General features: G+C 74.8%; 5 protein-coding genes (1 of these 5 cut by a window edge). 4 read left to right on the forward strand and 1 reads right to left on the reverse strand.

Annotated elements, in window-relative coordinates:
• The 4 genes in view from D7231_RS02265 to sbnA are tightly spaced (each overlapping or abutting the next) and all read left to right on the forward strand, a layout consistent with a single transcriptional unit that may run on beyond the window.
• A protein-coding gene (locus D7231_RS02265) for an SDR family NAD(P)-dependent oxidoreductase (RefSeq protein ID WP_120753169.1) crosses the window boundary here: on the forward strand, positions 1-11559 show its 3' portion. It extends 9813 nt beyond the left edge of the window; 11559 of the gene's 21372 nt are visible here — the last part of the coding sequence; its start codon lies beyond the left edge, outside the window; its stop codon occupies positions 11557-11559.
• Positions 11556-20600 (forward strand): non-ribosomal peptide synthetase, encoded by a 9045-nt coding sequence (locus tag D7231_RS02270; protein WP_120753170.1) that lies wholly within the window; start codon positions 11556-11558, stop codon positions 20598-20600. Before D7231_RS02265 ends, D7231_RS02270 begins: the two co-directional genes overlap by 4 nt.
• Positions 20597-20809 carry an MbtH family protein gene (locus D7231_RS02275; protein ID WP_120753171.1) on the forward strand — a complete coding sequence of 71 codons (213 nt, stop codon included), beginning with the start codon at positions 20597-20599 and terminating at the stop codon, positions 20807-20809. The genes D7231_RS02270 and D7231_RS02275 overlap by 4 nt, the downstream gene beginning before the upstream one ends.
• On the forward strand, positions 20803-21807 hold the full coding sequence (gene sbnA, locus D7231_RS02280) for a 2,3-diaminopropionate biosynthesis protein SbnA (RefSeq protein WP_199739290.1): 1005 nt from the start codon (positions 20803-20805) through the stop codon (positions 21805-21807). Before D7231_RS02275 ends, sbnA begins: the two co-directional genes overlap by 7 nt.
• Here sbnA and D7231_RS02285 read toward each other — a convergent pair.
• Complete coding sequence (locus tag D7231_RS02285) at positions 21786-22514, reverse strand: SDR family oxidoreductase (protein ID WP_120753172.1); 729 nt, start codon at positions 22512-22514, stop codon at positions 21786-21788. The genes sbnA and D7231_RS02285 overlap by 22 nt on opposite strands.
• Positions 22515-22644: the final 130 nt, after the last annotated feature.

The raw sequence follows: 22644 nt of genomic DNA on the forward strand, positions 1-22644 counted from the left end.
ACCGCCCCCACCGGCACCGTCCTCCTCGTCCCCTCCTGGGTGCCGAAGCCCGCGGCCGCGGACGGTGCGGGCGAGCGCCCGTACGATCACCGCGTCGTGATCCTCTGCGGCGCCCTCGCCCAGGCGCGGGCCGACGTCGAGCGGAGCATCCCCGGGGTCCGCTGTCACACCGTCACCACGACCGCGCGCCGCGCGGACAGCCGCTTCACCGACCTCTCACGGCAGGTCTTCGAGGCCGTGCGCGGGCTTGCCGCCGAAGAGCGCGACGGCACGACGCTCGTCCAGGTCGTCACGCCATCGGGCGGCGACGACGACACCGTCGGCACGGCCCTCGCGGGCCTCCTGCGCACCCTGACCCTGGAGCACCCCCGGATCACGGGGCAACTCCTCGGCCTCGACGGCGTCTCCACGGGCGGCGCGGTCGCCGCGCTCGTCGCGGAGAACGCGCGCAGCGCCCACGAGGACGTCGTCGTCCGCCACCGCGACGGCGAACGCGCCGTACGCGAGTGGACCCCGGCGTCGCCCGGCGCGGGCGCGGCGGACACGCCCTGGCGCGCGGGCGGCGTCTACCTGATCACGGGCGGGGCGGGCGGCATCGGCGCCGTCGTCGCACGCCGGATCGCCCGCGACGTCGCCCGGCCGGTGCTCGTCCTCGCCGGACGGCGGCCACAGGACGGGCGTGTGGATGCGCTCCTCGGCGAGCTGCGGGCCGCGGGCGCCGAGGCACGCTACGAGCGGGCGGACGTCTCCCGCTGGGAGGAGGTGCGCCACCTGGTCGCGCGGATCCGCGAGGACTCCGGCGGCATCCACGGCATCGTGCACTCCGCGGGGGTGCTCCACGACGCCGCGCTGACGCGGCAGACCCCGCAGGGGTGGGCCGAGGTCCTCGCGCCGAAGGTCGCCGGAACGGTCCACCTCGACCGGGCCACCGTGGCGGCACCGCTGGAGTTCTTCCTCACCTTCTCGTCCGGCGCCGCCGTCACCGGTAACCGCGGCCAGGGGGCGTACGCCACGGCGAACGCGTTCCTGGACGAGTTCGCCGCGCTGCGCACCGCGCGCGTCGCGGCGGGGCAGCGGTCCGGCCGGACGCTGTCTCTCGCCTGGCCGCTGTGGAAGGACGGCGGGATGACCGTCGGCGACGCGGCGCGCGCCGCCCTCCGGCGCGACCGCGGCCTGGTCCCCATGGAGTCCGCCGACGGCATCGCCGCCCTCCTGGACGCGTGGCGGCTCGGAGCCGACCGGGTGTGGGTGCACCACGGCGACACGGCGCGGGTGCCGGGCCGTCGGCCGTCGGCCACGGCCAGGACCGCCGTGGACCGGCCCCGCACGACCGAGGAGAGGACGGCGCCGGCCGCCACCGCGCGGGACGCCCTCCGCCTCCTCGTGGACCTCTTCGCACGCGTCACCAAGTCCGCCCCCGGCACCGTCGACCCCGACGAGCCGCTGGGCGCCCTGGGACTCGACTCGATCATGGTGGTGCAGTTGAACAAGGAGCTTTCCGCCGTGTACGGCGACGACGTCTCGAAGACACTCTTCTACGAACGGCCGACGCTGCGCGCCGTCGCCGAGCACCTCGCGGCGGAACACACGCCCGGGACCGCGGAGGCGGGCACCGCCCCGGCCACGCGTCCCGCCGCCCCCGCCCCCGCCGCCCCCGTCGTACCGGCGACGCCCGCGCCCCGCGAGCCGATCGCCGTCATCGGGATGAGCGGCCGCTACCCGGGCGCCGGGAACGTCGCCGAGTTCTGGGAGAACCTCAAGGCCGGACGGGACTGCGTCCGCGAGATCCCGGCCGACCGCTGGCCGCTGGAGGGCTTCTTCGAACCGGACCGCGAGAAGGCCGTCGCGACCGGCCGCAGCTACAGCAAGTGGGGCGGATTCGTCGACGACTTCGCGGGCTTCGACCCCCTCTTCTTCAAGATCGCACCGCGTGACGCCTACGCGATGGATCCCCAGGAGCGCCTCTTCCTCCAGGCGTCCTGGGAGGTGCTGGAGGACGCGGGCTACACCCGTGAGGAGCTCGCGCGCCGCCACGGCCGGCGGGTCGGCGTCTTCGCGGGCGTCACCAAGTCGGGCCACGCCCGGCACGGCGCCGGACGGCTCCCCTCGGGCGAGACCGTCGTGCCCGGCCTGTCCTTCGCCTCGGTCAGCGCGCGCACCTCGTACGTCCTCGACCTGCGCGGCCCCAGCCTGACCGTCGACACCATGTGCTCGGCGTCGCTCACCGCGATCCACGAGGCGTGCGAGAACCTCCACCGGGGGTCCTGCGAGGTCGCCCTCGCCGGCGGCGTCAACCTCTACACGCACCCGCTCGACTACACCGAGCTGTGCCGCTCCACGATGCTGTCGTCCGACGCGCGCTGCCGGAGCTTCGGCGCCGGCGGGGACGGCTTCGTCCCCGGCGAGGGCGTCGGCTGCGTGCTGCTGAAGCCCCTTTCCCGCGCCCTCGCCGACGGGGACCGCATCCTCGCCGTGATCCGGGGCACGAGCGTCAACCACGGCGGGCGGACCCACGGATACACCGTCCCGAACCCGGGCGCCCAGGCCGAGCTCGTCCGCGACGCCCTGGACCGCGCGGGCGTCTCCGCCCGCGACGTGAGCTACGTGGAGGCGCACGGCACCGGCACCGAGCTGGGCGACCCGATCGAGGTGAAGGGCCTCACCACCGCGTTCGAACAGGACACGGACGCCAAGGGGTTCTGCGCGATCGGGTCGGTGAAGTCCTCGATCGGCCACCTGGAGGCCGCGGCCGGCGTCGCCGGCCTCACCAAGGCCGTCCTGCAACTGCGCCACGGGCAGCTCGTGCCGAGCCTGCACGCCGAGGAACCGAACCCGAACGTCGATCTCGGCCGGACGCCGTTCTTCGTCCAGCGCGAACTCGCCCCCTGGCGGCCCGAGGGCGGCCCGCGGATCGCCGCGGTCTCCTCGTTCGGCGCGGGCGGCTCGAACGCCCACGTGATCCTGGAGGAGTACGGCGACGCCTCCGACGCCTTCGGCGCAGGCGACGGCTCGGACGCTACCGAGCACGTCGTCGTCCTCTCCGCGCGGACGCCGGAGCGGCTCCGCGCCGCCGCCGCGCGCCTGGCGGACTTCCTCGACCACGAGGAGAAGCAGCACCGGACCGTCCGCCCGGCCGACCTGGCCCACACCCTCCGCACCGGCCGCGAGGCGATGAAGGAACGCCTCGCCGTCGTCGTGGCCTCGACCTCCGAGCTGCGCCGCGTGCTCCGCGCGTACCTCGATGCGGGCGAGCCGGTGCCGGGCCTCCACCTGGGCACGGCCGGCGGCGCCCAGGGCGCCGTCGCCGAGATCGCCGCCGACGCCGACCTCCGGGAACTCCTCGTCGCGCGCTGGGCCGCCGCCGGGAAGCTCGACAAGCTCGCCGCCCTCTGGGCCGGCGGCGTGGACCTCGACTGGCACGCCCTCCACGACCCCGCCGCCCGGCGCATCTCCCTGCCGGCGTACCCCTTCGCCCGCGACCGGTTCTGGATCGGCGACCTGGAGCCGGCGGAAGGGAACCACCCGCAAGGGACCACCGGCACGGACCGGACGACCGCGGCGACAGAGCTGACAGAGCTGACGGAGCTGCACACTCAGCCCCGTACGCCGGCGACACCCGGTGACCGTGCCCCTGCCCCCCTCGCCTCCTACGTTCCTCAGGTCGTCCACGAGAAGATCGCGGCCGCGCTCGCCATGGACGAGGACGCCCTCGACGGCAAGCTCGCCTTCGCCGACTACGGCGTCGACTCCATCCTCGCCGTCCGCATCGTGCACGAGCTCAACGAGGCCCTCTCGCTGACCCTTCCGACGAGCGTCCTCTTCGACCACAGCTCGGCCGACCGCCTCACCGCGCACCTGCTCGCCGACCACGGCGACAGCATCGGGCCCCCGGCCGCCGCGGCCCTCACCACCACCGCGCCCGCCGAGGAGCAGCCGCGCGACGTGCCCCGCCCGCCGTCCGGCGCGCGGGAGCCGATCGCCGTCGTCGGGATGAGCGGCCGCTTCGCCGGAGCGGACTCGCTCGACGAACTGTGGCAGCACCTCGCCGACGGCGACGAACTCGTCACCGAGGCCACCCGCTGGGACCTCACCGGCACCGGTGACGACGCGTCGGACCGCTGCACGCGCGGCGGGTTCCTCGACCGGATCGACACCTTCGACCCGATGTTCTTCAACATCTCCGGCGTCGAGGCCAGCGTCATGGACCCGCAGCAGCGGCTCCTCCTGGAGGAGTCGTGGAAGGCCCTGGAGGACGCCGGACACGCAGGCCGCACGGCCGACCGCCGCGTCGGCGTCTACGTCGGCTGCTGGGACGGCGACTACCAGGAGGTCGTCGGAGAGGACGCGCCCGCCCAGGCGTTCTGGGGCAACACCGCCTCCTTCGTCCCCGGCCGCGTCGCGTACTTCCTTAACCTCAAGGGCCCCGCGATCGCCGTCGACACCTCCTGTTCGAGCTCCCTCGTCGCCATCGACCTCGCCTGCAAGGACCTGTGGTCGGGCGAGACGGAAATGGCCCTCGCGGGCGGCGTCTTCGTCCAGGCCACCCCGCGGCTGTACGAGCTCGCCGGGCGCGCCGGAATGCTGTCGCCGACCGGCCGCTGCCACACCTTCGACCAGCGCGCCGACGGCTTCGTGCCCGGCGAAGGGGCCGGCGTCCTCGTCCTCAAACGGCTGTCCGACGCCGTCGCCGACGGGGACCACATCCACGGTGTGATCCGCGGGTCCGGCGTCAACCACGACGGCGCGACCAACGGGATCACCGCGCCCAGCTCCGTGTCGCAGGAGCGCCTGCTCCGCGACGTCTACGAGACGTTCGACATCGACGTCGAGCGGATCGGGCTCGTCGAGGCGCACGGCACCGGGACCAAGCTCGGCGACCCCATCGAGTTCCGGGCGCTCACCCGGGCGTTCCGAGCGGATACCGACAAGTCCGGCTACTGTGCGGTCGGTTCGGTCAAGACCAACCTCGGCCACACCCAGTTCGCGGCCGGCGTCGCGGGCGTCCTCAAGGTTCTCCTTGCGATGCGGCACGGACGGATTCCCGCCTCGCTGCACTTCGAGACGGCGAACGAGGCCGTCCCCCTCGCCGGCAGCCCCTTCTACCCCAGCACCAGCACCCACGCCTGGGAGACGCCCGGCGGCGCCCCGCGCCTCGGCGTCGTCAGCTCCTTCGGCGCCAGCGGCACCAACGCCCACCTCGTCCTCGAAGAGGCCCCGGCCGCGCGCCGCACCGCCACCGCCACGCCGCGCCCCGCCCACCTCGTCGTCCTCTCCGCCCGGTCCCGTGAGCAGCTCGCCCGGCAGGTCGCCGGCCTGGCCGAGCACTGCCGCCGCGAGACCACCCTGGACACCGGCGACGCCGCCTGGACCCTCGTCGCGGGCAGGGAGCACTTCGCCCACCGCTTCGCCTGCGTCGTCCGCGACCGCGCCGAGCTCCTGAGCGTCCTCGACGAAGGCCTCGACGGCCCGCGGGCGTTCACGGGCGAGGCCGCCGCCTCCCGGAAGAAGGACACCGGGGCCGACACCGGCCGGGACCGGGGCGAGGAGTGCCTGCGCCGCTGCGCCTCGCCGAGCGGCACGGACCACACCTACCGCACGGACCTCGGCACGCTCGCCGAGCTTTACGTCCGCGGCACCGCGCTGGACTACGACCGGCTGTTCCCGGCGGGCGCCCACCTGCGCGTACCGCTGCCGACCTACCCGTTCGCCCGCGAGAGCCACTGGGCCGCGCCGACACCCCCGGCGGCCGCGCGTACCACCGCGCCCGCCGCCCCGTCACATCCCCTCGTCCGGGCGACGTCCCCCGTGTCCGGCGAGCCCGGCGCGCTGACCGCCACGACGACGCTCACCGGCGACGAGACCTTCCTCCGCGACCACACGGTGCACGGGCAGCGGATCCTCCCCGGCGTCGCCCACCTGGAGATGGCGCGCGAGACCGCGGCCCGCGCGCTCGGCGCCGACGCCACGACGCCCCTGCGGATGCGGAACGTCACCTGGGTGCGGCCGCTCGCTGTCGAGGACGGACCCCAGGACGTCGACGTCCTGGTGAGGCCCGCGCACGACGGCGCCCTCACTTTCAAGGTCGCCTCGCGGGCCGCCGAGCCCGTCGTCTTCAGCGAAGGCACCGTCGCGCTCTCCGACGCACCGCGCCCTGAGCCCGTCGACCTCGCGGCCCTGCGCGCCGAGTGCCCGACGGCGGTTCCCGCCGCACGCGTCGCCGAGGCCCTGCGGGCCATGGGCATCCACCACGGGGACACCCTCCGCGCCATCGACGAGGCGTACGCCGGCCGCGGCGTGGTCCTCGCCCGGCTCGCCCTGCCGGCCACGGCGGAGCCCACCGGCGGCCCGTACGTCCTGCACCCGTCCCTGATGGACTCGGCCGTCCAGGCGTCGATCGCGCTGCACCTCACCGGCGACGGATCGCCCGGGGACACGGCGGTGCCGTTCGCGCTCGGACAGCTGGAGCTGTTCGCGCCCTGCACGGCCTCGATGTGGGCCGTCGTCCGCGTCGCGGACAGCAGCGCGGAGGTGAGCCCGCTCAGCCGGCTCGACATCGACCTCGTCGGCCCCGGCGGAGAGGTCCACGTCCGGATGACCGGCTACGCGTCCCGCCGTGTGACCGAGCCCGTACCCGCGCTCCACGCGCCCGTCTGGGACGCCGTCCCCGCCGAGACGTTTGAGGCTGCCGTACCGTCCCGCAACCAGCGCGTCCTCGTCGTCGGGGGCACCCCCGAGCAGCGCGCCGCGCTCACCGCCGCCCACCCGGACGCCGAGCACTGGCGCCTCGCACCCGGCGCCCCCGCCGACGAGGTCACCCGCGCCGTCGAGGCCGCCGGCCCGGTCGACCACCTCCTGTGGCTCGCCCCCGGCACGGAGCTCGCCCCGGCCGACGCCGCCGGCTTCGTCGCCGCCCAGGAGGACGGCGTCATCGCCGCCTTCCGCATGATCAAGGCCCTGGTGCGCACCGGCCACGACGCGCGCCCCCTCGGCATCACCCTGGTGACCCACCGGGCCCTCGCGACCCACGCCCACGAGGACATCCGGCCCGCCCACGCAGGCCTCCACGGCCTGTTCGGCTCGCTCGGCCGCGAATACACCAACTGGACCGTCCGGCGCGTCGACCTCGACGGCACCGACTGGCCCGCGGACCTCACGGCACTCCCCGCCCGCTCGGGCGGCGACACCTGGGTCCGGCGCACCGGCCAGTGGCTCGCCCGCCGGCTCGCCCCCTGCGAGGCCGGTCCCCGGCCCGCGGCCCCGTACCGTAAGGGCGGCGTCTACGTCGTGATCGGCGGCGCGGGCGGCCTCGGCACGGCCTGGACCCGGCACGTCGTCGAGGAGTACGGCGCGAAGGTCGTATGGCTCGGCCGGCGCGCCCACGACGCCTCCATCGACGCGAAGCTGCGCGACATCCGTAGTGGCAGTGGCGGACTCGGCGAGGTGAGCTACCTCTCCGCCGACGCCACGGACCCCGCCGCCCTCCGCCGTGCCCACGCCGAGATCACCGCCCGCCACGGCCGGATCCACGGCGTCGTCCAGGCCGCGCTCGTCCTCCGCGACCAGACCCTGGCCGCCATGGACGAGGCCACGTTCCGCGCGAGCCTCGCGGCGAAGGTCGACGCGGCCGTCGCCATGGCCGAGGTCTTCGCGGACGAGGCGCTCGACTTCGCCCTGTTCTTCTCCTCGATCCAGTCGTTCGCGACCGCCGCCGGCCAGGGCAACTACGCGGCCGGCTGCACCTTCGGCGACTCTTACGCCCACTTCCTCTCCCGGCACCGGGACTTCCCCGTCAAGGTGATGAACTGGGGCTGGTGGGGGAGCCTCGGCAGCGTCGCCTCCGACTTCTACCGCGAGCGTATGACCCGCTCGGGCCTCCTCTCGATCGAGCCCCCCGAGGCCATGGCCGCCCTCGACACCCTCCTCGGCGGCCCGCAGGACCAGCTGAGCTTCATCAAGATGACGAAGCCCGGCGTGCTGGAAGCCGTCGACCCGGCCACCCGTACCACCGTGTACCCGCGCACGCCGTCCCCCGTCGCGCCCGGCGCGGTCACGGCCCGCCCCCTGGAGCCGGCCGACCGGAAGGCCCTGGACACGGTCGCCGCATGGCGGGCCGAGGAGCGCGACCCGCTCCTCGCCAGGATGCTCCGCGCCCACCTCGACGCCCTCGGCGCCGCCCCCCGCCCCGGAGACCCGCACACCGACCTCACGGCGTTCCGCGACCGCGCCGGCATCCACGAGCGCTACACGCCCTGGCTGGAACACTCGCTCCGCGCCGTGCCCGCCTCGGCCCCCTCGCTCGACGAGGTCACCCGCGAGTGGGACGAGCGCCGGGCGGCCTGGTCGGCCGAACCCGACCGGAAGGCCGAACTGGAGCTCGTCGACACCATGCTCCGCGCCCTGCCCGGCATCCTCACCGGCCAGATCCGGCCCACGGACGTCATGTTCCCGCGCGGCTCCGTCGAACTCGTCGAGGGCTGCTACCGCAACAACCAGGTGGCGGACACCTACAACCGCGCCATGTGCGACGCCGCCGTCGCGATCGTCACCGAGCGGCTGGCCGCGGACCCCGGCGCGCGGCTGCGCGTCCTGGAGATCGGCGCCGGCACCGGAGGGACGAGCGCCGGGATGTTCGCCGCGCTGCGCCCGTACAGCGAGCACATCGAGACGTACACGTATACCGACCTGTCGCAGGCGTTCCTCAACCACGCACGCGCCTCGTACGGGCCCGACGTGCCGTACCTGACGTGCGCCCGGCTGGACGCCGAACAGCCCCTCGCGGGCCAGGGGATCGACCCCGGAAGCTACGACCTCGTCATCGCCGCCAACGTCCTGCACGCCACACGTGACACCCGCAACACCCTTCGCAACGCGAAGGCGGCCCTCCGGGACGGGGGCTGGCTCCTGCTGAACGAGCTCTCCGCGTTCGAGATCTTCGGACACCTCACCTTCGGGCTGCTGGAGGGGTGGTGGCTCTTCGAGGACACCTCGCTGCGCGTCTCCGGCTCGCCCGCGCTGTCGCCCGAGAGCTGGCGCGAGGTGCTGGAGGGAGAGGGCTTCCCGTCGGTCGTCATGGTTCTGCCGGAGGCGCGTGAACTCGGCCAGCAGATCATCGCCGCCCGCAGCGACGGGATCGCCCGGCAGCGGGTCGTCGTGGGCCGCACGCCCGGAACGACGGGGGAGCGGAGCCGCGGCGCGGCGGCGAAGCGGGCCCTGACGGAGGCGGTCTCGCCGAAGGCGTCCCCCTCCGGGGCCGTGACCACGAAGTCGCCCCTGACGGAGGCGGTTCCGCCGAAGGCGTTCGCTACGGAGACGGTGACCGCACAGCGTTCCCTGGCAGGGGCCGTGGCGCCGAAGCCGTCCGCCACGGAGCCCGTGACGCCGAAGCCTTCCCCCGTGGAGGCGGCGCCGGTGGCACCGGCCGCCGTCGCCGGTCCCGCACCGGCGGCAGCGTCCGTACCCGAGCCCACCCCCGCCCCGCGGGCCCTCCCCGCGCCGGAGAAGCGCGCCCACTCGGCGACAGCGAACAGCAACGGCACCGAGGCCCGTACGGTCAGCGGCACCACAGTCATCGCCCCCGATCCCGGCGCCCTCGCCGTCCTCCGTACCCAGGCCATGTCCGGCTACCTCCGCGACAAGGCGGCCGCCACGTTGCGGATCCCGGCCGAGAAGATCGACCCGTCGGTGCCCCTCGCCGACTACGGCATGGACTCCATCCTCGTCCTCCAGCTCACCAACGCCCTGCGCGAGGACCTCGGCGACGTGCCGACCACGCTCCTCTTCGACGTGGAGAACGTCGAGGTGCTCGCCGAGCACTTCCTCGGGACCGGCACCGACCGGGTGGACGCGCTCGTCACGAGCCTGCTGCCCGCCCCGGCCGAGGAGCCGGCGCCCGAGCCCGCAGAGGAACCGGCGCCCGCACCCGCTTCCGAGCGGTCGGGCCTGTCCCAGGCCCAGCTGGGCCTCTGGCTCACCCAGCGGATCTCCCCGGACACCACCGCCTACCACGTCCCCCTCGCCTTCGAGGTGCACGGCGAGCTCGACGAGTCCGCGCTCGAAGCGGCCGTCCGCTCCCTGACCGGCAGGCACCCGGTGCTCGGCGCGGTCTTCCGCGAGGACGACGGCGTGCCGTACATGGAGACCGACGGGTCGCGCCGCATCCCGTTCGAACGCGCCGAGCTCGTCGCGGAGTCGCACGCCGCGCGGGTCGCCCGGGTCCGCGCGAAGGTGGCCGCCCCGTTCGACCTCGCGGACGGCCCCCTCGTCCGCGCGCACCTCCTGACCTTCGTGACGCCGGACGGCACGGAGGAGGCGTGCCGCGTCCTGCTGGTGACGGCGCACCACATCGTCGTCGACGGGATCTCGGCCGGGCTCCTCGTCCGCTCGCTGACCGAGGCCTACCGTGCCGCCGTACGGTCCGAAGGAGCCCCGGAGGCCGCCGAGAGCGCCGGGTACGCCGAGTTCACGGCCTGGGAAGCCGCGCTGCTCGACAGCCCCGAGGGCGAGGCCCACCTCGCCTACTGGGCCCACGAACTGCGCGCTCCCCGGCGGGCCCTCGCCCTCCCCGGCGACCGGCCCCTCGACCCGGCGGCCACCCCGCGCGGCGAGGAGGTGGCCGCGAAGCTCACCCCCGAGCTCTCCGCGGCGCTCACCGCCCGCGCCCGTGAGCGGCGGGCGGGCCCGTCCGTGGTCTTCCTCGCCTCGTACATGGCGTTCCTGCACCGGATCACGGGGGAGTCCGACCTCGTCGTCGGCCTCCCGGCCGCCGGCCGGCCCGAGGCCCGCTTCCGCGACGTCGTCGGCCACTTCGTGAACCTGCTGCCGATCCGCTGCGCCGTCGACGGCGACGCCACCTACGGAGACCTCCTCCAGGCGGTGCGGCGCGCGGTGCTGGGCGGCCTCGAACACGCCGCCTACCCGTTCCCGGCGATCGTCCGCGCGCTCGACGTGCGGCGCGACGGGACCCGGTCCCCGCTGGTCCGCACCAGCCTCTCGTTCCAGAACTTCGAAGAGGCCGCGCTGTTCACCGACGGCCCGGCGACGGGCCCCGGCGAGCTCCGCCTCCGCACGTTCGAAGGCGTACGCCAGCAGGGTGAGTTCGAACTGGAGGCGGAGATCTTCCAGGAGGCCGACGGCTTCCGGATCTTCCTCAAGTACGACGCCAACCGCTTCGACGCGACGACTGCCCAAGGGCTGCTCGACGCGTGGTGCGCGCTGCTGGAGCACATGGCGCATGCGCCCGACGGGCGCGTCGGCGACCCGGCGCCGTCCGCCGGGGAGGCGGACGCGGCGGCGACGCTGTGCGCGCTCTTCGCCGAGACCCTCGGCCGCGGGCACGTGAGCCCCGGCGACGACTTCTTCACCCTGGGCGGCGACTCGCTCCAGGCCACCCGGCTGGCCGCACGGGCCGGCCGAGCCCTCGGCGTCGAACTGTCGACGCGGGAGGTGTTCGCGGCGCCGACCCCCGCCGCGCTGGCGGCGCTGGCGGCACGGCCCGCCCGCGAGGCCGTCCCCGCGCGCCCGGTGCTCCGCAGGATGTTCCGAGAAGGAGATGCTTCATGACCCCGTTGTCGTTCGCGCAGCAGCGACTGTGGTTCCTCCACAAGCTGGAGGGACCCGGCGCCACGCACAACCTTCCCTTCGCGCTACGGCTGACGGGAGAACTGGACACCCCGGCCCTGGAAGCGGCCCTCCGCGATGTGATCGGTAGGCACGAGAGCCTGCGCACCGTCTTCCCCGAGACCGAGGGCGTGCCCCGGCAGCTGGTCCTGGACCCGGTCGAGGCATGGACCGGCATGAAGGTCGTGCCGGTCTCCGAGGACGGCCTGGCCGCCGAGAGCGAGGCCGCGGCGCGGTACGCGTTCGACCTGTCCTGCGAAGCGCCCCTGCGGGCGACGCTGCTGCGGCTGTCGGAGCGGCAGCACGTCCTCGTCGTCACCCTGCACCGGATCGCCGGCGACGGCTGGTCGCTGGGCCCCCTGGCCCGCGACCTGTCGACGGCTTACGCGGCCCGGCGCGAGGGCGCGGCACCGGACTGGGCCGAACTTCCCCTGCGGTACACGGACTACACCCTGTGGCAGCGCGAGCTGCTCGGCGCCGGCGACGACCCCGGCGGCCTGTCGGCGCGGCAGAGCGCCTACTGGCGGCAGGCGCTGGACGGCGCCCCCGAGGAGCTGGCGCTGCCCCACGACCGGCCGCGCCCCGCGGTCGCCTCCTACCGGGGCGGGCACGTGCCCTTCGCGCTCGGCCCCGAGCTGCACGCCGGTCTGCGGCGCGTCGCCCGCGAGCACGGCACGACGCTGTTCCTGGTCCTCCAGGCCGGCCTCGCCGCCATGCTGTCCCGCATGGGCGCCGGGGAGGACGTCCCTGTCGGCTTCGACGTGGCCGGGCGGCCGGACGAGGCCCTCGACGACCTCGTCGGCCTCTTCGCCAACACCCTGGTCCTGCGCACCGACGTCTCCGGCGACCCCACGTTCACCGAGCTGCTCGGCCGGGTACGGGAGCGTGCCCAGGAGGCGTACGGGCACCAGGACGTGCCCTACGAGCGCCTGGTCGCGGCCCTCGCCCCGGCCCCCTCCGCCGCCCGCCACCCCCTCTTCCAGGTGGCGCTGCTGCTCCGGCACCAGCAGGCCGAGTTCGCCTTCCCCGGCCTGCGGACCCGCCCGGAGCGGCCGGGCACCGGCACCTGCCGCTTCGACCTGTCCTTCTCCCTGGCCGAGCGGCTGGGTGAAGACGGCACGCCGGCCGGCCTGGACGGCTCCCTGGAGTACGCCGCCGAACTCTTCGACCACCCGACGGCCGCGGCACTGGCCGCCCGCCTGACGCGGGTCCTGGAACAGGCCGTGGCCGAGCCGGGCACACCCGTGGGCCGCCTGGAGGTGCTGTCCGCGCAGGAGCGCCACGACGTCCTGGAAGGCTGGAACAACACCGCCCGCGAGGGCGGCGTGGGCGACATCGTGGAGTGCGTACGCGAACTCGCCGAGGCCCGCCCCGACCGCATCGCCGTCGTGGACGGCGCGGGCGAGGTCAGCTACGCGGCCCTGGCCGCGCGGGCCGCCGGTGTGACGGCCGGGCTGCGGGAACTCCCCGAGTGGGGGCGCGGTCAGGTGGCCGGCCTGCTGGGCGGGCCCGGCACCGGCTTCGTCGCGGGTGTCCTCGGCGTGCTGGGCGCCGCGGGCGCGTTCGTCCCGCTGGACCCCGCGGCCCCCGCCGGCCGCTCCGCGGGCGTCGTCGCCGACGGCGGCGTGCGCGTCCTGCTGGTGGAGGAGGGGCTGGAGCCCCTGGCCGCGCGGATCGTGGCCGAGGCCGGCACCGCCATCACCGTGCTGCCGCTGCGCACCGCTGCCGCCGACTCGCCGCGCCCCTGGCCGGTGGCCCCGGCCTCCCCGTTCGACCTCGCCTACGTGATCTTCACCTCCGGTTCGACCGGCCGCCCCAAGGGCGCCATGGTCCACCGGGGCGGCATGGCCAACCACCTCTCCGCGAAGGTCGACGACCTCCGGCTGACCGCCGAGGACATCGTCGTCCAGAACGCCCCCCTCACCTTCGACGTCGCCGTCTGGCAGATGCTCGCCCCGCTGGCCGTCGGCGGCCGCGCCCGCATCGTCGACCACACCACCGCCGCCGACCCCGAAGCCCTCTTCGGCGTCGTGGAGGACGAGGACGTCACCGTCCTGGAAGTCGTCCCCTCCCTCCTGCGCACCGCACTCGACGCCTGGGACGCCGGCCTGCGCGCCCCCCAACCGGCCGCGCTCCGCTGGCTGATGGTCACCGGCGAAGAACTCCCGCCCGAGCTGTGCGACCGCTGGTTCACCCGCTACCCGGACGTCCCCGTCGTCAACGCCTACGGCCCCACCGAGTGCTCGGACGACGTGACCCACGCCGTCCTCACCGGCCCCGTCACCGGCGCCCGGACGACCCCCATCGGCAAACCCGTGCGCAACACTCGCCTCTACGTCCTCGACGAGGTGCTGCGCCCGGTGCCCGTCGGCGTCCCCGGCGAGCTGTACGTCGCCGGGCGCGGCGTCGGCCGCGGCTACGTCGCCGACCCGGTGCGCACCGCCTCCGTGTTCGTCGCCGACCCCTACGCCCCCGCCGCCGGCGAGCGCATGTACCGCACCGGAGACCAGGTGCGGCGGCGGGCCGACGGGCAGCTGGAGTTCCTCGGCCGCCGCGACTTCCAGATCAAGGTCCGCGGCCACCGCGTCGAACTCGGCGAGATCGAGGCCGCCCTGCGCGCCGCGCCCGGCGTCACCGGCGCCGTCGCCTCCCTCGCCCACGACCCCGCCGGACGGCCCCAGCTGTGCGGCTACGTCACCGGCGACACCGACCCGGCGGCCGTCCGCGCCCACGTGACCGGCCTGCTGCCCGGCTACATGGTCCCCGCCGTCGTGACGGTCCTGCCCGCCCTGCCGCTGACCGCGCACGGCAAGACCGACCGCAAGGCCCTGCCCGCCCCCGACCTCTCCGCCGTCACCGCCACCGCCTCCCGGCCCCCGCGCACCGCGGCCGAGGAGCTGCTGTGCGGCCTCTTCGCCGAGATCCTCGGCCTCGATGCCGTCGGCGCCGACGACGGCTTCTTCGACCTCGGCGGCCACTCGCTGCTGGCGACCCGGCTCGCCTCCCGCGTCCGCACCGCCTTCGGCGCCGAACTGCCCGTACGGGACGTCTTCGAGGCGCCCACCCCCGCCGGGCTGGCCCTCCGCCTGGACGCCGCCGCGGCAGCGCGCCCCGCACTGGCCCGCCGGCCCCGCCCCGAGCCGGTCCCGCTGTCGTACGCGCAGCAGCGGCTGTGGTTCCTCCACAAGCTGGAGGGCCCCGGCGCCACCTACAACATGCCCGTGTCCGTACGGCTGTCGGGCGAACTGGACGTCCCCGCCCTGGAGGCGGCCCTGTGCGATGTGATCGGCCGGCACGAGAGCCTGCGCACCGTCTTCCCCGAGACCGCGGGCGTCCCCCGGCAACTGGTGCTCGACGCGGCCGAAGCATGGCCCGGCCTCACCGCCGTGCCCGTCGCCGAGGGCGACCTGGCGGAGGAGATCGCGGCCGCGGCCCGGCACGGATTCGACCTGTCCTGCGAACCCCCGGTCCGCACCACCCTGCTGCGGGTCTCCGAGCGGGAGCACGTCCTGCTGTTCGTCCTGCACCACGTCGCCGGCGACGGCTGGTCCCTCGGCCCGCTGACGCGCGACCTGTCCGAGGCCTACCGCGCCCGGCACGCCGGGCACGGCCCCGGCTGGGCGGAACTGCCCGTCCAGTACGCCGACTACACGCTGTGGCAGCGCGAACTGCTGGGCACCGAGGACGACCCGGACAGCGTGATGTCCCGCCAGGTGACCTACTGGCGCGAGGAACTGGCCGGCGCCCCCGAGGAGCTCGCCCTGCCCTACGACCGGCCGCGGCCCGCCGTCGCCTCCCACCAGGGCGGCTACGTACCGTTCGAGGTGGGCCCCGAGCTCCACGAGGGCCTGCACCGGGTGGCACGCGAGCACGGCGCCACCCCGTTCATGGTGCTCCAGGCCGCCCTGGCCGCCCTGCTCTCCCGGCTCGGCGCCGGCGAGGACGTCCCCGTCGGCTTCGGCGTCGCCGGCCGCCTGGACGACGCGCTCGACGGGCTGGTGGGCTTCTTCGTCAACACCCTCGTCCTGCGCGCCGACCTCTCCGGCGACCCGACGTTCGCCGGACTCCTCGGCCGCGTCCGCCGGTCGGCGCTGGCCGCCTACGCCCACCAGGACGTGCCGTTCGAGCACCTCGTCGAGACCCTCGCCCCGGCCCGCTCGGCCGCCCGCCACCCGCTCTTCCAGGTCGCCCTCGTCCTCCAGAACAACCGGCGCGGCGAGATCGACCTGCCCGGCCTGCGCACCCGGATGGAATGGGCGGGCACCGGCACCTCCCGGCTCGACCTCTTCTTCTCCCTGGACGAACGGGAGGACGCCGCGGGCCGCCCGGTGGGCCTGGACGGTGTCGTGGAGTACGCCACCGAACTGTTCGACCGTGCGACGGTCGAAGGCCTCGTAGGCGGCCTCCTGCGGGTGCTGGAGCAGGCCGTCACCGACCCCGGCATCCCCGTGGAGCGGCTGGACCCGCTCTCCGCACGGGGCCGCCACGACGTGCTCGACGGCTGGAACGACACCGCCGTGGAGCTGTCCGGCCCGGCGACCCTGCCCGCCCTCTTCGAGGCCCGCGCCGCCCGTACACCCGCCGCGGCGGCCATTGACCACGGCGGCGAGGAGACCACCTACGCCGAACTGGACACCCGCGCCGGCCGGCTGGCACGGCAACTGACCGCCGCCGGCGTGGGCCCCGGCGACCTCGTGGCACTCTCCCTGCCCCGCTCCGCCGAACTGGTCGTCGCGGTCCTGGGCGTGCTCAAAGCCGGCGCCGCCTACCTGCCCGTGGACCCCGGATACCCGGACGCGCGGATCCGCTTCATGCTCTCCGACGCCGCCCCGAAGCTGCTGCTGACGGACGGCCCGACCGCGAAGGCGCTGCCCGGGACCGGTGTGGAGCACCGGCTCCTCGACGACCCGGCGACCGCCGCGGCACCGGAGGCGCCCGCACGGCCCCCGCGCCCGGACGACCCGGCGTACGTCATCTACACCTCCGGCTCCACCGGCCGCCCCAAGGGCGTCGTCGTCCCGCACAAGGGCCTGCCCGCCCTCGCCGCCGCACAGGCCGCCGGCCTCGCGGCCGACGCCACGAGCCGGGTGCTCCAGCTCTCCTCGCCCAGCTTCGACGCCTCCGTCTGGGACCTCCTCATGGCCCTGGCCGCGGGCGGCACCCTGGTCCTGCCCGACACCGACGGGCCGCTGACCGGCGAAGCGCTCGCCGAGACCCTCGCGGCACGGAACGTCACCCACCTGACGATCACCCCCACGGCCCTGGAGGCCGTACCCCCGGGCGCCGAGTCCGCGCTCGCCGCCCTGCGCACCGTCGTGACCGCGGGCGAGACCTGCCCCGCACCCCTCGTCGAGCGGTGGGCACCCGGGCGCCGGATGGTCAACGCCTACGGGCCGACCGAGGCCACCGTGTGCGCCACCATGAGCGACGCCCTCTCGGCGGAGGCCGTGGGCACCGGACCCGTGCCCATCGGCCGCCCGGTCACCAACGCCCGCGTGTACGTCCTGGACGCCCGGCTGCGCCCGGTGCCGCCGGGCGTGACCGGCGACCTGTACCTCGCGGGCCCCGGCCTCGCCCACGGCTACCTGAACCGGCCGGGCCTGACGGCGGGACGCTTCGTCGCCTGCCCGTTCGGCGCCCCCGGCGAGCGGATGTACCGCACCGGCGACGTCGCGGCCTGGACGCCCGGCGGACAGCTGGTCTTCCGGGGCCGGGCGGACGAGCAGGTGAAGGTCCGCGGCCACCGCGTCGAGCTCGGCGAGGTCGAAGCCCGCCTCCTGGAACACCCCTCGGTGGGCCGGGCCGCGGTCGTCGCCCGCGAGGAGACCCCCGGCGACGTGCGCCTGGTCGCCTACGTCGTCCCCACCTCCGGTACGGACGCCCCCGGCACGGACGCCTCCGGCGGGGAACTCGTCGACGAATGGCGCGACATCCACGACCAGGTGTACGCGGCCTCCGGGCCGGCGCCCTGGGGCGAGGACTTCCGCGGCTGGGACAGCACCTACGACGGCGAGCCGATCCCGCTGGAGCAGATGCGCGAGTGGCGGGACGCGACGGTGGCCCGGATCGCCGAGCTGCGGCCGCGCCGCGTCCTGGAGATCGGCGTCGGCGCCGGACTGCTGCTGTCCCGGCTGGCCGGGCACTGCGAGACGTACTGGGGCACCGACTTCTCCCCGGCCGCGGTGGCGAAGCTGACCGCCCACGTCGCCGCCGACCCGGAGCTCGCCGCGAAGGTCGAACTGCGCTGCCTGCCCGCCCACGACGCCGACGGACTGCCGGCCGGCTTCTTCGACACCATCGTGATCAACTCCGTCGCGCAGTACTTCCCCGACGCCGGCTACCTCTCCCAGGTCCTCGGCACGTGCCTCGGCCTGCTCGCACCGGGCGGCACCGTGTACGTCGGCGACGTACGCAACCTGCGGACACGGCGCGCCCTCCAGGCGGGCGTGGCAAGCCACCGCCCGGCCGACGGCACATCCAGTGCGGACGACACCTCCGGGCAGGACGAGACCGGCACGGCGGACGCGCTCGACCACGCGCTCGACGCCGAGACGGAGCTCCTGGTGGCCCCGGAGTTCTTCACCGCCCTGGCCGCCGCCGACGACCGCGTCACCGGCGTCGACATCCGCCTCAAGCGCGGCCTGCACCACAACGAGCTCACCCGCCACCGCTACGAGGCCGTGCTCCGCAAGACCTCCGGCCCGGACACCGAAGCGGCCGCGCCCCTCCTGCCGGTCGACGGCCTGGAGGAGCTCCCCTGGGAGCGGCTCGCCACCAGTGGTACGGGAGCCGACGGCATCGCCGCCCTCGCGGCCCGGCTGGCCACCGGCGGCACCGGACTGCGGATCACCGGCGTGCCCAACGGCCGTCTGCTCGGCGAGTTCTCAGCCCTGGCCGCACTCGGCCGCCCCGGCGACGCACCCGAGCCCCCCGTCCAGGGCCCGGGCGCCGACCCGGAGGCGCTCTGCCGGCTCGGCGAAGCCCTCGGCCTGCGGCCCGTCGCCACTTGGTCGCCCGCCCGGCACGACACCTTCGACATCGCCTTCCTGCCCGCCGGCACCACCGGCCCCGTGGCCGCTTACACCCACCCGGAGGCCGACCCCGACCCCGCCGCCCATGTCAGCACGCCGCTGGGCGCCCGCGGCCACCGGGAGCCCGGCGCGGGCACCTCCGCCGCAGCCGCCCTGAAGCGGCACCTCGCCGAGGTCCTGCCCGCGTTCATGGTCCCGTCCGCCTACGTCACCCTCCACCAGCTGCCCATGACGGCCAACGGCAAGCTGGACCGCAAGGCCCTGCCCGAACCCGTCCTCGCCACCGCGCCGGCCGGACGCGCCGCGCGCACCCCCGCCGAGGAACTGCTCCGCGGCGCGTTCGCCGACGTCCTCGGCCTGGCCGCCGTGGGCGCCGACGACAACTTCTTCGACCTCGGCGGACACTCGCTGCTCGCCACCCGCCTGGTCAGCCGGATCCGGTCGGCGCTGGGCACGGAGCTCAGCCTCCGCGACCTTTTCGGCGCCCCCACCGCCGCCGAACTGGCCGCACTGGTCGCGGAACGCCGGTCGGAGGCGGGCCGCCCGGCACCGGCCCCGTACGAGCGCCCCGAGCGCATCCCGCTCTCCCCGGCCCAGGACCGCACCCTGCGGATCGGACTGGGCAACGCATCGGCCTCCAGCGCCCTGAAGAACATGCCGCTCGCCCTCCGGCTCACCGGCGACACCGACCGCGCGGCCCTGGAAGCCGCCCTCACGGATGTCGTCCACCGGCACGAAGCGCTGCGTACCCTCTTCCCCGGCCCCGACGGCGACCGCCACCAGCGCGTCCTCGCACCCGAGGACGCCTGCGTCACCCTGCCGGTCGTCCCCGCCACCGAGGCCGAGCTGGCCGACCGGGTCCGCGACGCCGCCCACCACGAATTCGACCTGCGGACGGAACCGCCCTTCCGGGCCGTGCTGTTCGAGGCCGCCGAGCGCGAACACGTCCTCGTCCTCGTATGGCACCACATCGCCGGTGACGGCTGGTCGGTCGGCGTGCTCCTGCACGACCTCGCCACCGCGTACGCCGCCCGGCGCTCGGGCGACGAGCCCGGCCGGGAGCCGCTCGCCCTCCAGTACGCCGACTACACCCTGTGGCTGGCGGACCTGCTGGGCGACGCCTCCGACCCGGAGAGCCTCGCCGCGCGCGGGCACGCCTTCTGGAGCGAGACGCTGGCGGACCTGCCTGTGGAGGTGACCCCGCCCCTGGACCGGCCACGGCCGGACCACCCCACCCACCGGGGCGCGACCCTCCCCTTCGAGATCGCCCCGGACGTCCACCGCGGCCTCCGGGAACTGGCCGCACGGCAGGACACCACCTTGTTCATGGTCCTGCACACCGCCCTCGCCGCCGCCCTGACCCTGACCGGCGCCGGCACCGACATCCCCGTCGGCACCCCCATCGCGGGCCGGGTGGACGAAGGCCTCGACGACCTCGTCGGCCTCTTCACCAACTACCTCGTCCTGCGCCTGGACACCTCGGGCGACCCCGCCTTCACGGACCTCCTCCGCCGGGCCAGGGACGCCGACTTCGCCGCCTACGAGCACCAGGAGTACCCCTTCACCGGCATGGTCGACGCCTGCGACCCGCCCCGGCACCCGGGGCGCCACCCGCTGTTCCAGACCATGCTCGTCCTCCAGAACTACGCCGGAACCGCCCTGGAAATGCCCGGGCTGGCGGTCGAGTCGTTCCCCGTGGACCACGCGTCGGCCCGCATCGACTTCTCCCTCCTGCTGACCGACGCGCCCGGCGCCGACGGCATGAGCGGGCACGTCGAGTACGCCGACGAGCTGTTCGACCGCGAGACCGTCGAACGCTTCTGCGCGGTCCTCACCGACGTCCTGTCGGCCGCCTGCGACCGCCCCGGCCTCCCCATCGGCCGGACGACCCCGGCCCCCGCGCCCGCAGGGCGCGCCCTGACCGCCGCGACCTCCGAAGGAGACCAGCTGTGAACCCGTTCGACGACACCGACGCGACGTTCCTCGTCCTGACCAACGCGGAGGGCCAGCACTCGCTCTGGCCCGCCTTCGCCGAGGTTCCCGCCGGCTGGACCGTGGCGTTCGGCGAGGACACCCACGCGGCCTGCGTGGAGCACATCGAGGCGAACTGGACCGACATGCGGCCCAAGAGCCTCGCCGAGCTGACGGACGCGCAGTGCTGACCGCGGAACCCGGCATCCTGTCGACGATAGGCGCGACGCCTCTGGTCGAACTCGTCAGGCTCTTCCCGGACAGCCCCATCCGCGTGTTCGCCAAGCTCGAAGGGTTCAACCCGGCGGGCAGCATCAAGGACCGGCCCGCCCTGAGCATGCTGGAGGACCGCATCCGCCGCGGCGACCTCGTGCCCGGCGAGTCGGTGGTCGTGGAGTCCAGCTCCGGCAACCTCGGCATCGGCCTCGCACAGGTCTGCCGTTACTACGGCCTACGGTTCATCTGCGTCGTCGACCCCAGGGCCAACAAGCAGAACATCGACATCATGCGCGCCCTCGGCGCCGAGGTGGAGATGGTGACCGAACCCGACCGGGAGACCGGCGACTACCTCCCTGCCCGCGTGGCCCGCGTACGCGAGCTGGCCCGGACCGTCCCCGGCGCCTACTGGCCCGACCAGTACGGCAACACCCTCAACGCCCTCGCGCACCGGACCACGATGCGGGAGATCCACGAGGCGCTGCCCGGCGGCCTGGACTACCTGATCTGCTCGGCGAGCTCCTGCGGCACCCTCCGCGGGTGCGCGGAGTACATCCGCGCGCACAGGCTGCCCGTGAAGATCGTGGCCGTGGACGCGCTGGGCAGCGCCATCTTCGACCCCAGCCCGCCCGCGGTCTCCCGGCTCCTGCCCGGGCACGGGGCCGCGACCCGGCCCCCGCTGCACGCACCCGACCTGGCCGACACGGTCGTCCACGTCGGCGACCTCGACTGTGTCACCGGCTGCCGCCGGCTGGCCGCGACCGAGGCGATCCTCGCCGGGGGCTCCTCCGGCGCGGTCGTCAGCGCCCTCGACAGCCTGCGCCACGCCATCCCGGACGGCTCCACCTGCGCGATCGTCCTGCCCGACCGCGGCGAGCGCTACCTCAGCACGATCTACAACGACGCCTGGGTCTTGGAGAACTTCGGCCGGATCCCCCGGCCGCACGCGGTTCAGGAGAGCCAGTCGGCGTAGCGGGTGGGGGCGAGGTGGGCGTTCTTGTCAGTGAGGACGTCCCCCTTGACGGCGGCGAACATGCCGGCGGTGGGATCGGTGACGACGGTGCGGCCGTCGGACTTGTGGGACAGGGTGATCCGGCCCAGCTCGTCCAGGGTGAAGACCTCGGGTCCGCCGATGTTGCGGATGCCCCCCAGCGGGGCACCCGCGGCGACTTCCGCCACCGCGTCGGCCACGTCCTTGGCGGCGATCGGCTGGATCGGCGTGGGAGGCAGCCGGACGGTGTCGCCGTCGGTGGTCCAGGACATGGTCGCGTCCATGAATTCCATGAACTGCGTCGCGCGGACGATCGAGTAAGGGATCGCTCCGGCCGCGAGGATGTCCTCCTGGAGCACCTTGGCCTTGTAGTAGTCCAGCTCGGGGACCTTGTCCACGCCGACGATCGAGAGGATGACGAAGTGCCGGATACCACCCTTCCGGCCCGCGGCCAGAAGATTGTCCATCGAGGTCTGGAAGAAGGCGAGGGAGTCTTTGTCGAAGGTGGGGGAGTTCGTCAGGTTCACGAGGACGTCGGCCCCCGCCACCGCCTCGTCCAGCCCCTTGCCGGTGATGACGTCGACTCCGGTGGACTGTGAATGGGGTACCGCCTCGTGCCCGGCGGCGTTCAGGCTTTTGACGACCTGCGACCCGATGAGCCCGGTACCGCCGATGACCGCGAATTTCATGACACGCCTTCCGCAGGTGCGGGCGTCTGGTCAGTGGCCGACTGGAGCGGTCGGCCGCAATAGGGTTATAGCAGGCCCTCGATTCCGCACGTCCGGAACCGGACACCTACGTGTCGGACGTGCGCACCCA

The sequence above is a fragment of the Streptomyces klenkii genome (assembly GCF_003626645.1).
Lineage (GTDB): Bacteria > Actinomycetota > Actinomycetes > Streptomycetales > Streptomycetaceae > Streptomyces > Streptomyces klenkii.